The following is a 12,573-nucleotide window of genomic DNA, read 5'->3' on the forward strand; positions in this document are numbered from 1 at the left end:
ACGCCCTTGGCCTTGGGGAGGATCAGAGGCCCATGGAAACGAGCTTGTCGATGCTTTCCTTGTCGATCTTCAAAAGCTGGTCGACAACGATGGTGTTACCTTCGGGATTGATGGTGCCGAGACCTTCGATATTGTCGCCGGCCTTGGGCGTCTCGCCCTTGGCGATACGATCGGCGAGGGTGATGAAGACTTCACCGGCCTGCTTCGGGTTCCACATGAAGCCCCCCGTCAGCGCGCCTGATTTGATGAGCTTTGCGCCCTGCCCCGGCGAGAACGGGCCGATGACGAAGACCTTGCCATCCTTGCGCCGCTCTTCGACGGCGCGGCCGGCGCCGATCGGTCCCTGCGAACCGAAGGCGAGGAAACCGCTCAGGTCGGCATTGGCGGACATCAGGTCAAGCGCCGTCGAACGGCTCTTGTCGAGGTCTTCAGCGACACCGTAGCGATCGCCGACCAGCTTCATGTCGGGATAATTGGCCTTGATATAGGCGATGGCGGCATCCGCCCAGGCATTATGAAGCGGAACCGTAAGCGAGCCGACGAAAACGGCATAGGAGCCCTTGCCGCCCATCTTTTCCGCCAGAAGCTTGCCATGCGCTTCACCGAAACCCTTGGCGGAGGCGAGCTCGAAATCCCAGTCAGCGCCAAGCTGCTTGGGCGATTCATGGGTGATGACCTTGATACCGGCGGCCTGGGCTTTTTTCAGCACCGGCTCCAGCACCTTTGCATCATTCGGCACGACGCCGATAAAATCGACCTTCTGGGCGATCAGGTCCTCGATGGCGCGAACCTGCAGCGCCGGGTCGGCGCTGGTCGGGCCGACCATGAAACCGTCAACGCCGAGCTTCTTGCTCTGCTCCTTGATACCGGCCTCCATGGCGTTGAACCACGGAATGCCGCCGATCTTGACGACGACGCCCACCTTCGGCCCTTCGGCGAAGGCGGCGGACGAGAGCAGCGCGAGCGACAGGCCGACCGCTGCAGCAATAATTTTCTTCATGATGTTCCTCCTCAAAAAATTGGGCAAACGAAACCCGCCGCAGCCATTTTCATCTGGCGCGCTCAAAATTTCTCATCTCGCTTATTCGAGACTCTCCCTTGCCACTCCCACAGCAACCATCTTGCACAATCGATATTGCCAAGTTGCACAATCGATGGTGCAATAACCATATCATGAAGCGCCCTTCCGTCAAGGGGATGTGTGCTCTAATAATTGGAATCAGTTGGGGAGATCACAGTGACGGGTATAAGTTCCAAGAAAGCCACCATTTATGACCTGTCGATATTGTCGGGCGCATCAGCCTCGACAGTGAGCGCGGTGTTGAACGGATCATGGCGCAAACGGCGGATTTCGGAGGAGACTGCGGATAAAATTCTCTCGCTTGCCAAGGCGCATCGCTACACCACCAACCTGCAGGCCCGCGGCCTGAGGAGTTCAAAATCCGGTCTCGTCGGGCTCCTGGTGCCCATTTATGACAACCGGTTCTTTTCATCGATGGCGCAGACATTCGAAGGGCAGGCGCGCAAGCGCGGCCTGTCGCCCATGGTGGTCTCCGGGCGGCGCGATCCCGAGGAAGAACGCCGCACCGTGGAGACGCTGATCGCCTATTCGATCGATGCCCTCTTCATTGCGGGCGCGACCGATCCCGACGGCGTGCACCAGGTCTGCGCCCGCGCAGCATTGCCGCATGTCAATATCGACCTTCCCGGCAAATTTGTACCCTCCGTCATTTCCGACAACAGGCACGGTGCGGAAATACTGACATCCGCAATCCTTGCCCATGCGGAAAAAGGCGGGCCTCTCGGCCCTGACGACGTCATCCTGTTCGGCGGCCACGACGACCACGCCAGCCGCGCCCGTATAGATGGCTTCCACGCCACCAAGGCCGCCTATTTCGGGGTCGATAACGGGGACGATATAGAGATCACCGGCTATTCGCCCCGCATGACGGAACTGGCTTTCGAACGTTTCTTCGAACGCAGGGGCCGCCTGCCCCGCTGTTTCTTCGTCAACTCCTCGATCAATTTCGAAGGCCTGCTTCGTTTCATGGGGCGTCATGACGGTGAGGCCTTCGGCGACATCGTTGTCGGCTGCTTCGACTACGACCCATTCGCATCGTTCCTTCCCTTTCCGGTCTACATGATCAAGCCCGATATAGCGCAGATGCTCGACAAGGGTTTTGAACTTCTGGCAGAGAACCGGACCGACCCCGAGGTCATCATTATCGAACCGACGCTCATTCCGCCGCGAACCGCTCTCGAAGGCCCGCTCGACGACATATGGGACCCCGTTGCATTGCGCCGCATGGCGCAATGAACGTGCGAAATGCCGCTTGACCTCAACAGCGCTTGAGGTCGTACCGATTGCATGGCGCTTCACCATTGCAACGGGATAGTGATGATAGAAAAACTCATGAAGATGCTGGAAGACGGACGGGATAGTCCGCTGCTGCGCTTTTCAATCGCGAAGACTCTGGCGGCCGCAGGGCAATTCGAAGATGCCGCGCATCATCTGCAGGAGGCTGTGCGGCAGGATCCCGATTATTCGGCGGTCTGGGCCGAACTGGGCGAATGCCGCGCACGGCTGGGAGATGACGACGGCGCCATTGCGGCATGGGTGGAAGGCATGTCGGTGGCCATCAGGCGAGGCGACATTCAGGCCAAAAGGCAGATGGAGGTGCGGCTTCGACGTTTGCGGTCGCGCACCCTGAAGGGCGTCAGTTGACGAGACGGGTATCAAGATGCAGCCGGTCGCGTCGTTGCCAGCGATCGAGCCCATGCGCAAAAATTTGCCGGAAGGTTAGCCAGATTTCATAAAACTGGCTATGATCCCCGGAAAAATCACGGGAGGCGGCTGTCGAGGGCCGGTGATTTATGGGTTTTTCGGATCACATCAAGGAAATCGAGCACGTCGGACAGGGCAGGAATACTGGCCGCGATGCGGTGGTGCTTGAATCCTGGCGGCGTTGTCTCGATACCTATCAGCTTGATCCGGCCAAGGCCCGCGAAGCCGTCATCGTTTCCGAAACATGCCTGCGCGAGCATCGCCAGCGGGCGGAAGACCTCGTCCACATCGCCCGTTCCGGCCTGGAAAGGCTGTACCGGCAGGTGGCCGAGCAGAATTACGTTCTTCTTCTGTCGGATCAGCAGGGGGTGACGGTCGAGTTTCTGGGCGACCCGTCATTCAACAACAATCTGCGCAAGGCCGGGCTTTACCTCGGCTCGGAATGGTCGGAACCGCGTGCCGGCACCTGCGCCGTCGGCGCGTGCATCGCCACCGGCGAAGCGCTGACGATCCACCAGACCGATCATTTTGATGTGACGCATACGCCGCTTTCCTGCACCGCAGCCCCGATCTACGATACGCAGGGTGCATTGACGGCGGTGCTCGATATTTCACTCCTGAGTTCCCCCATCCTCAAGACGAGCCAGAACATGGCGCGTCATCTGGTTTCATCGACCGTGCGAAGGATCGAACTGGCAAATCTGATGGCCAGCAGCCGCCATGATCTGGTGCTGCGCTTTGCGGGCGCGCCCGAATTTCTGGATGTCGACCCCGAAGCCGCCGTCTCCGTCGATGGCTCCGGCCGGATCACGGGCATGACGCACGCCGCCGCACGCCTTCTCGCCGCATCGCGCGGGCTTGACTGGCGCATGCCGGAACGCCTCCTCGGAGAGCGCGTGGAGGAGTTTTTCGAGGCCGGCTTCGATGAACTCGCCTCCCTCACCCGATCAAGCCTGCCGCAGGAGAGGCGCATCGTCGTGAAGGACGGCACCGTGCTTTATGCGCACGCGATCGAACCGCAGCAGCGCCGGTCGACCGTGCCGCTTGCCCGTCTGAAATCCCAGCCGGTTATGGAAGACATTGGCGGCGATGGGCCGGCGGTTCGAAACCTCAGGCGCAAGGTGGAAAAACTGGCGCCTGCAAAATTGCCGATCCTGCTGCAGGGCCAGACCGGAACCGGCAAGGAACATCTCGCCCGCATCATTCACGACACCAGCGGCGTTTCCGGCCGCTTCGTCGCCGTCAATTGCGCCGCCATTCCCGAACAGCTGATCGAAAGCGAATTGTTCGGTTATCTGCCGGGAGCCTTCACGGGGGCGCTGGCGAAAGGACGCAAGGGGCTGGTGGAGGAGGCGCAGGGCGGGACGCTTTTCCTCGACGAGATCGGCGACATGCCGTTTGCGGCGCAAAGCCGGCTGTTGCGCGTATTGGCCGAAGGCGAGATCCTGCCCGTTGGTGGCTCCACCCCACAGAAGGTGGATTTCAGGGTGATTTCTGCCTCGCACCGCCCTTTGAGCGACATGGTGCGGACAGGTGATTTCCGCGAAGACCTCTATTATCGCCTGAATGCGGCTGTGTTGACCTTGCCCGCGCTTTGCGAGCGCGACGACTTCCCCTGGCTTCTCGATAAGCTTCTGGAAAAACATGGGCTGCCGGGTCGTCCTCTGACGCTCTCCAACGCCGCCCGGATGTTGATCCTTGGCCATTCCTGGCCCGGCAACATCCGCGAGCTGGACAATGCCATAGCCTTTGCCGCCGCCCTTTGTGATGACGGGCTGATTACGGCGGAAGACCTTCCCGATCATCTTGCCTCTGCAACATCAGCCCCGATGATCGACAGTCACGGCGCCGATCTCGGCGCGCTTCTGGCGGCCTGCAACGGCAATGTGTCGGAGGCCGCCCGCCGGCTTGGCATCGATCGCACGACGATGCACCGGCGAATGCGACGCCTCGGCATCGGAAAACCTCACTAGAAAAGGTGAGGCAGGCGCCACGGCTGTCGCGCCACAGCTGTGGCGTCATACAAAACCGGCACTCTGGTAAAACCCCGCAATTTCGGGCTTCCGGCACGGCAAACCGCGCTGGCACGGGCATTGCACCTTCTCTGGCATCAGGAGCCATCGAGGAGAAAACATGCGCGCGCTCAGATTTCATGCAGCCAGGGACCTGCGGGTTGAAGACATTCCCGAGCCGAAACGGCCGGGGCCGGGACAGGTTCTTGTCCGCAACCGATTCGTCGGCATCTGCGGCACCGATCTGCATGAATATAGTTACGGTCCGATCTTCATCCCCACCGAACCGCACCCCTTTACCGGCGCACATGGCCCGCAAATTCTCGGTCACGAATTCGGCGGTGTCGTGGAGGCCATCGGCGAAGGCGTCACCTCGGTCGACGTCGGTGATCGCGTCTCGATCCAGCCGCTCATCATGCCGCGATCCGGTGACTATTTCGCCGACCGTGGCCTCTTTCATCTGAGCACGCAGCTGGCGCTGGTCGGTCTCAGCTGGGAAGGCGGCGGCATGGCGCAGGCGGCACTCGTCAACGAATATAACGTTCAGAAGATTCCCGACGAGATGACAGATGAAGAGGCCGCACTCGTTGAACCCTCGGCCGTTGCTGTCTATGCCTGCGACCGCGGCGGCGTCACCGCCGGCAACAGCGTTCTGGTCACGGGCGCTGGCCCGATCGGCATGCTCACGCTTTTGGCAGCGCGTGCGGCCGGCGCTGCCCAGCTCTTCGTGTCCGATCTCAATGACGCCCGCCTTGAGCTTGCCCACAGTATCGTCCCCGACGTCATCACTATCAACCCGAAGCGCGACAATGTCGGCGATGTCGTGCGCGCAGCAACGGAAGGCAAGGTCGGCTGCGATGTCGCCATCGAATGCGTAGGCAATGAACATGCGCTCAAGGCCTGCGTCGACGCCGTGCGCAAACAGGGCGTCGTCGTACAGACCGGCCTGCATCCGCATGAAAACCCGATCGACTGGTTCCAGGTGACATTCCGCGACCTGGAGATCAAGGGCTCATGGGCCTATCCGACCCATTACTGGCCGCGGGTCATCCGGCTCATCGCCTCCGGCCTGCTGCCGGCGACGAAGATCGTTACCAAGCGCATCACGCTCGATACGGCCGTGTCTGAGGGCTTTGATGCCCTGCTCGACCCCGCCGGCACCCATCTGAAGATCCTGATCGATCTTTCGAAATAGGCCTGCCTCCCAAGGCATGCCGGGAGAGGAGCCCGGTATGCCTTGCGCACAGGCTTTCGGGGCGGTGATTTCGCCGCTCCACCCATCAGACCAAGCACCATGGAGGAGATGAATATGCTTGATGTCAGTCCCGCCACCAAAATCGACACGGTTCTTTCCAAGCTCGGCAATGCGCTGGAAAATGGAGACATAGATGCGGCCGTCAACCTGTTTCAGGCCGATTGCTACTGGCGCGACCTCGTAACCTTCACCTGGAACCTGAAAACGCTGGAAGGCCGTGAGCAGATCCGCGACATGCTGACAAACCAGCTTTCCGCCATCAAACCCTCGGGCTTGGTGCAGGATGTGAAGGAGCAGGCCTCGGAAGGCGATGGCGTCACCGAAGGCTGGTTCGAGTTCGAGACCGGTGTCGCCCGCGGTTACGGCCACATCCGCCTGAAAGACGGGCTGATCTGGACCCTGCTCACCACCATGAGCGAACTGAAGGGCCACGAAGAGCCGAAGGGCATCCGCCGCCCGATGGGCGCGGAGCACGGCCACGACCGCAACCGCCGGACCTGGAAGGAAAAACGTGAGGCTGAGGCCGCCGAACTCGGCTATTCGGAGCAGCCCTATGTCGTCATTATCGGCGGCGGACAGGGCGGCATTGCGCTCGGCGCGCGGCTTCGCCAGCTCGGTGTGCCGGCGATCATCATCGAGAAGAATGAACGGCCCGGCGACAGCTGGCGCAAGCGCTACAAATCGCTCTGCCTGCATGACCCCGTCTGGTACGACCACCTGCCCTACATTCCGTTCCCGGAAAACTGGCCCGTCTTTACGCCGAAGGACAAGGTGGGAGACTGGCTGGAAATGTACACAAAAGTCATGGAGCTGAATTATTGGGGCTCCACCACCTGCAAGTCCGCCCGATATGATGAGGCGACGGGCGAATGGACCGTGGTTGTCGACCGCGCCGGCAAGGAGGTCGTGCTGCGGCCGAAACAGCTGGTGCTGGCGACAGGCATGTCAGGCAAGGCGAATATCCCGAAATTCCCCGGACAGGATGTCTTCAAGGGCGAGCAGCAGCACTCCTCGCAGCATCCGGGTCCGGACGCCTACGCCGGCAGGAAGGTCGTGGTGATCGGTTCCAACAACTCGGCGCATGATATCTGCGCAGCGCTCTGGGAAGCGGGCGCCGACGTCACCATGCTGCAGCGGTCCTCCACCCATATCGTCAAATCCGACTCGCTGATGGATATCGGTCTCGGCGACCTCTATTCCGAGCGGGCGGTGGCAAACGGCATGACCACGCGCAAGGCCGACCTTATCTTCGCTTCCCTGCCCTACAGGATCATGCATGAATTCCAGGTTCCCGTTTACGATCGCATTCGCGAACAGGATGCCGACTTTTATGCCGCGCTTGAGAAAGCCGGTTTCATGCTCGATTTCGGCGATGACGAATCCGGCCTGTTCATGAAATATCTGCGGCGTGGATCGGGTTATTACATCGATGTCGGGGCCTGTGACCTCGTGATCGACGGCTCGATCAAGCTGAAATCCGGGGTGGATGTCTCGCACCTGACGGAGAATGCCGTGGTGCTGAAAGACGGCACGGAACTGCCTGCCGATCTGGTGGTCTATGCGACCGGCTATGGTTCGATGAATGGCTGGGCGGCCGATCTCATTTCGCGCGAAGTGGCGGACAAGGTGGGCAAATGCTGGGGCCTCGGTTCCGACACCACCAAGGATCCCGGCCCATGGGAAGGCGAGCAGCGCAACATGTGGAAGCCGACACAACAGCAGGCGCTGTGGTTCCACGGCGGCAACCTGCATCAATCGCGGCACTATTCGCAATATCTCTCGCTCCAGCTCAAGGCGAGACAGGTGGGCCTGAAAACGCCCGTTTACGGCCTTCAGAAGCCGCATCATATGTCCTGACCTGGACGGAGTTCCGGCCCGTCTCGATGAGGCGGGCCGGGGATTTTTACGACTGGGACTTATCGGATTGCCAGAACCGGTAAAGCTCCGCGACATTGCCGCTGGTCATGAGCGGCATTGCCGCCTTCAGCTGCTCCGCCGGCCAATCCCACCATTTCATCTCGAGCAGGAGGGCGATGCTGTCATCATCGAACCGCTTGCGGATCGTCTTTGCGGGATTGCCACCAACGATGGCATAGGGCTCGACATTCTTCGTCACCAGCGCCCGCGTTCCGATCACCGCGCCATCACCAACCGTGACGCCGGGCATGATGATCGCTTCCGAGCCTATCCAGACATCGTTACCGATGACGGTATCGCCCGCCGGCAGATAACCATTCCCGGCATTTTCGAATTCCGGCACCTCGGGCATGAAGAAAAACGGGAAGGTGCTGATCCACTCGTTGCGATGCCCCTGATTACCCGCCATGATGAAGGCGGCGCCCGAACCGATCGAGCAGAAGCTTCCGATCACCAGCCTGTCCGCGCCCTCATCCGACAACAGATAACGGGCGCAGTCCTCAAAGCTGTGGCCGTGATAATAACCGGAATAATAGCTGTATTTCCCGACCACGAGGTTCGGGTTCTTGACCTGCTTGTCAAGCGTGATGCCCCGGAACGGGCTTTCGAAGTAATTTTCCATTGGAGTAATCTCACTACATATGTTCGCATTCGCTTGCCTCAGGGCAAGCCGACGCCGAGCGCCAAGCCTGTCGGCTTTTCGCTCGATGCTCCTCACGCAACGGCGGGAGCTAGATGCAGGTGATACTCGAGGCTTTTATCATGCAGTCTGGTTATCGCAAAAACCGGAGAAGACCAAGCCAAGACATGTTTGAAGCCTGCATTGCCGAAATCCCGGCGGCACATAAAGCAACAGCGGGGATTTCTCCCCGCTGCTCTCGTTGGTTCGGCATTTTCACTGCATCGCCGGCGCGGGCGTCCTTGTCCCGCACACCGCGATGGTCCTGGCCTTAGTAGTGGACCGACTGGGAATCGATCGGCGTTACCTTCGGCGGGGCGAACTTCGTCAGGTCGATCCCGTCTACGGCGGAGCGATACTCCTCGATGCTCGGCGTGCGGCCGAGGATGGCCGAGAGCACCACGACCGGCGTGGAGGCCAGAAGCGATTCACCCTTCTTTTCGGCGCTGTCTTCAACGACACGTCCCTGGAAGAGACGAGTGGACGTCGCCAGAACCGTGTCGCCCTTTGCCGCCTTTTCCTGGTTGCCCATGCAAAGGTTGCAGCCCGGACGCTCGAGATAAAGGATGTTTTCGTATTCGGTGCGGTTGGACGTCTTCGGGTTGACGTCATCGAACTCGAAGCCGGAATATTTCTGCAGGATTTCCCAATCCCCTTCGGCCTTCAGCTCATCGATGATGTTGTAGGTCGGTGCGGCGACGACGAGCGGCGCCTTGAACTCGACCTTGCCTTCGGTCTTTTCGATGTTCCGCAGCATCTGCGCGACGATCTTCACGTCACCCTTATGCACCATGCACGAGCCGACGAAGCCGAGATCGACTTTCTTGGCCGCACCGTAATAGGATACCGGGCGGATTGTGTCGTGCGTGTAGCGTCTGGAGACGTCGTTGTTGTTGACGTCAGGGTCGGCGATCATCGGTTCGTTGATAACATCGAGATCAACGACGACTTCGGCGAAATATTTCGCGTTGGCGTCCGGTTTCAGAGCTGACTTTTCACCTGAACGGATTTCCGCAATGCGTTGATCTGCCTTGTCAATCAGACCCTTCAGCGTCTGCGCGGCATTGTCCATGCCCTTGTCGATCATGATCTGGATGCGCGACTTGGCGATTTCCAGCGACTCGATCAGCGTCTCGTCTTCGGAAATGCAGATCGACGCCTTGGCCTTCATCTCGGCCGTCCAGTCGGTGAAGGTGAAGGCCTGGTCCGCCAGAAGCGTGCCAATGTGGACTTCGATGATACGGCCCTGGAAGACGTTGTCGCCGTGCTGCTGGAGCATCTGCGCCTGCGTGGCGTGCACCACGTCGCGGAAGTCCATATAGGGCTGCATCGTGCCCTTGAAGGTGACCTTGACCGACTGCGGGATCGGCATGGTCGCCTCGCCCGTTGCCAGCGCCAGTGCGACGGTACCGGAGTCAGCACCGAAGGCAACGCCCTTGGACATGCGGGTGTGGCTGTCGCCCCCGATGATGATCGCCCAGTCATCCACGGTGATGTCGTTCAGCACCTTGTGGATCACGTCCGTCATGGAGTGATAGGCGCCCTTCGGATCGCGCGCGGTGATGACGCCGAAATTGTTCATGAAGGACATGAGCTTCGGAATATTCGCCTGCGCCTTCTTGTCCCAGACGGAGGCCGTGTGGCAGCCCGACTGGTAGGCGCCATCCACCAGCGGCGAAATGACGGTGGCCGCCATCGCTTCCAGTTCCTGCGCGGTCATCAGGCCGGTCGTATCCTGCGAGCCGACGATGTTGACCTTGACGCGAACGTCCGAGCCGGCATGCAGCACCTTGCCGGGGGTGACGCCAACGGCGTTGCGGTTGAAAATCTTCTCGACGGCGGTGAGGCCCTGGCCTTCGATGGAAATTTCCTTGTTGGGCGCGAAGACCGGAGTGGTCTCGACACCGAGCGTTTCAGCCGCAAATGTCTGGAGCTTCTTGCCGAAGACGATAGCGTAAGAGCTGCCGGCCTTCATGAATTCCATCTTCTGGGGCGTGAAGGAAGAGGCGATATCCACCAGTTCCGTGCCGGCCTCGTCGCGGAGCTTGCGGTTCTTGGCGTCAATCTTGAGGACGGTGCCGGTCTCGACCGAATATTTCTGCTCGAGGATCGGGTTGCCATCGTTGTTGAGGATCGGCTTGCCGTCTTCGCCGAGCTTCTTCACCCAGTTCTTCAGGTTGATACCGATGCCGCCCGTCACATCGACGGTGGTGGCGAAAATCGGCGAGATGCCGTTGGTGCCGGCGACGATGGGGGCGTAATTGACGAAGGGCACATAGGGGCTGGCCTGCTTGCCGGTCCACAGCGCCACGTTGTTGACGCCCGACATGCGTGACGAGCCGACGCCCATCGTGCCCTTTTCGGCGATCATCATCACCCGCTTGTCCGGATGCTGCTTCTGCAGCGCGACGATTTCCGCCTGCGCTTCCGGCGAGATCATACACTGGCCGTGCAGCTGGCGGTCCGAGCGCGAATGCGCCTGATTGCCGGGAGACAGGAGGTCGGTGGAAATATCGCCTTCGGCGGCGATGAAGGTGACGATCTTGATCTCGTCTTCTACATCCGGAAGCTTGGTGAAGAATTCGGCCTTGGCGTAGCTTTCCAGCACGGCCTTGGCGATGGCGTTGCCGGCCTTGTAGGCGTCGCGCAGGCGGAACATGTCGGCATCGTAAAGGAACACCTGCGTCTTCAGCACTTCACCGGCCTCAGCGGCAATCGCAGCATCGTTGCCGAGCGCGATATCGAGCAGCACCTTGATCGACGGGCCGCCCTTCATGTGCGACAGCAGCTCCAGCGCGAAGGAAGGCGCGATCTCCGGCACGACGACTTCGCCGAGGATGATCTGCTTCAGGAAGGCCGCCTTGACGCCGGCGGCGCTCGTGGTGCCCGGCAGGGTGTTGTAGATGAAGAATTTCAGGGCATCAGCGCGGTGCTCGCTGCCCGCATCCTTGATGAGTTCGATAATCTCGGCCGTCAGTGCACCGTCATCGATCGGCTTGGGCGCGAGACCCTGTGGTTCTCTGCTTTTGATTTCAGCCAGGTAATCCAAGTAAAGGTTCATCGCAATCCCAACGTCATGATGTCTATGGGGCCGAACACAGCGTCACCGAACGGTACTGTTGATCGGCCCGGGTTTCTATCGATTTCGAGTACGCCAACCGGGGCCGGCTGACAAGATGTCGCATTTCAGTAAAAAACTCGTAGACGGGATTTAGCGTCGATCCTGTGCTTTGCAACCACGTCGCGACACTTTTGATTGTGGCGCCCGCTGCATTTCAGCCAGTGGTTTTTCAGGCATCCCTCATTAAGGATTTATTAACCAAATCGGTACGAGTATTAGATTATTCTAATTACCCGTTATTGGCGTAATTCCATGTTGCGCACCGAAAAATCAGCAGCGCAGCAGCTTGGGGAGGCAGCATGAAGTTTGCAGCATCAGGCTATTTATTATCATTTGCGGCACTGGTCCTCACACCGGCATCGGGCGTCGCGCAGGTCGCCACGACGAATTTCAACGTCCAGATCACCATTCAGGCGGCGTGCCAGATCAATTCCGCCGGCAATCTCAATTTCGGCACCAATGGTGTGATCGGCAGCAATATCGATGCGACCAGCGATATTGTCGTGCAATGCACGACCAGCACACCCTTCAGCCTGGGTCTCAGCGCCGGCGCCGGCTCGGGGGCGACGGTCGCCAACCGTCTGATGACATCGCCTGCGGGCGCGACCATTTCCTACTCGCTTTATACGACTGCGGCACATAGCACGGTGTGGGGGAACACCGTGGGAACGGACCGGCAAACGGGAACCGGAACCGGGGCGCCGCAGACTTTCACTGTCTATGGGCGCGTACCTGCCCAAACGACACCCGCGGTCGGCGTCTATACCGATACGGTGACGGCCACGCTCAACTACTGATCGCCAC

Annotated in this window: 9 protein-coding genes; 6 read left to right on the forward strand and 3 right to left on the reverse strand. The window is 60.0% G+C overall.

The genetic code is table 11. The annotated features are described in order from the left end of the window. Positions 1-22: 22 nt before the first annotated feature. Positions 23-1,000: a substrate-binding domain-containing protein gene (locus CFB10_RS19340; RefSeq protein ID WP_003521644.1), complete on the reverse strand. Its 978-nt coding sequence runs from the start codon at positions 998-1,000 to the stop codon at positions 23-25. A 237-nt stretch (positions 1,001-1,237) separates the two neighbouring features. On the opposite strand from CFB10_RS19340, the gene CFB10_RS19345 reads away from it, so the two are divergent. The 5 genes from CFB10_RS19345 (at position 1,238) to CFB10_RS19365 (ending at position 7,909) form a co-directional block, all read left to right on the forward strand. After that, positions 1,238-2,317 (forward strand): LacI family DNA-binding transcriptional regulator, encoded by a 1,080-nt coding sequence (locus CFB10_RS19345; protein WP_026363545.1) that lies wholly within the window; start codon positions 1,238-1,240, stop codon positions 2,315-2,317. 81 nt (positions 2,318-2,398) lie between these two features. Then, on the forward strand, positions 2,399-2,725 hold the full coding sequence (locus CFB10_RS19350; RefSeq protein ID WP_020009895.1) for a tetratricopeptide repeat protein: 327 nt from the start codon (positions 2,399-2,401) through the stop codon (positions 2,723-2,725). 149 nt (positions 2,726-2,874) lie between these two features. Next, the gene (locus tag CFB10_RS19355) at positions 2,875-4,758 is read left to right on the forward strand and encodes a sigma-54-dependent Fis family transcriptional regulator (RefSeq protein WP_020009894.1); all 1,884 of its coding nucleotides are present in this window, start codon (positions 2,875-2,877) and stop codon (positions 4,756-4,758) included. A 160-nt stretch (positions 4,759-4,918) separates the two neighbouring features. After that, a complete protein-coding gene (locus CFB10_RS19360) occupies positions 4,919-5,992 on the forward strand; it encodes a 2,3-butanediol dehydrogenase (RefSeq protein ID WP_020009893.1) in 1,074 nt (357 codons plus the stop codon). Positions 5,993-6,106: 114 nt separating this feature from the next. Next, the gene (locus CFB10_RS19365) at positions 6,107-7,909 is read left to right on the forward strand and encodes an NAD(P)/FAD-dependent oxidoreductase (RefSeq protein WP_026363543.1); all 1,803 of its coding nucleotides are present in this window, start codon (positions 6,107-6,109) and stop codon (positions 7,907-7,909) included. Between the two features lie 46 nt (positions 7,910-7,955). Here CFB10_RS19365 and catB read toward each other — a convergent pair whose 3' ends face one another. Continuing rightward, positions 7,956-8,591 (reverse strand): type B chloramphenicol O-acetyltransferase, encoded by a 636-nt coding sequence (gene catB, locus CFB10_RS19370; protein ID WP_020009891.1) that lies wholly within the window; start codon positions 8,589-8,591, stop codon positions 7,956-7,958. A gap of 328 nt (positions 8,592-8,919) precedes the next feature. Next, complete coding sequence (locus CFB10_RS19375; protein WP_020009890.1) at positions 8,920-11,709, reverse strand: bifunctional aconitate hydratase 2/2-methylisocitrate dehydratase; 2,790 nt, start codon at positions 11,707-11,709, stop codon at positions 8,920-8,922. Between the two features lie 359 nt (positions 11,710-12,068). On the opposite strand from CFB10_RS19375, the gene CFB10_RS19380 reads away from it, so the two are divergent. Further along, positions 12,069-12,566: a spore coat U domain-containing protein gene (locus CFB10_RS19380; RefSeq protein ID WP_020009889.1), complete on the forward strand. Its 498-nt coding sequence runs from the start codon at positions 12,069-12,071 to the stop codon at positions 12,564-12,566. The last annotated feature ends 7 nt before the right edge of the window (positions 12,567-12,573 follow it).

The sequence above is a fragment of the Agrobacterium sp. 719_389 genome (genome assembly GCF_900188475.1).
GTDB lineage: Bacteria > Pseudomonadota > Alphaproteobacteria > Rhizobiales > Rhizobiaceae > Agrobacterium > Agrobacterium radiobacter.

Coding starts and splice junctions, on each gene's coding strand:
- CFB10_RS19340 (WP_003521644.1), bottom strand. CDS start 1,000: ATGAAGAAAATTATTGCTGCAGCGGTCGGCCTGTCGCTCGCGCTGCTC.
- CFB10_RS19360 (WP_020009893.1), top strand. CDS start 4,919: ATGCGCGCGCTCAGATTTCATGCAGCCAGGGACCTGCGGGTTGAAGAC.
- CFB10_RS19355 (WP_020009894.1), top strand. CDS start 2,875: ATGGGTTTTTCGGATCACATCAAGGAAATCGAGCACGTCGGACAGGGC.
- CFB10_RS19380 (WP_020009889.1), top strand. CDS start 12,069: ATGAAGTTTGCAGCATCAGGCTATTTATTATCATTTGCGGCACTGGTC.
- CFB10_RS19365 (WP_026363543.1), top strand. CDS start 6,107: ATGCTTGATGTCAGTCCCGCCACCAAAATCGACACGGTTCTTTCCAAG.
- CFB10_RS19375 (WP_020009890.1), bottom strand. CDS start 11,709: ATGAACCTTTACTTGGATTACCTGGCTGAAATCAAAAGCAGAGAACCA.
- CFB10_RS19350 (WP_020009895.1), top strand. CDS start 2,399: ATGATAGAAAAACTCATGAAGATGCTGGAAGACGGACGGGATAGTCCG.
- catB (WP_020009891.1), bottom strand. CDS start 8,591: ATGGAAAATTACTTCGAAAGCCCGTTCCGGGGCATCACGCTTGACAAG.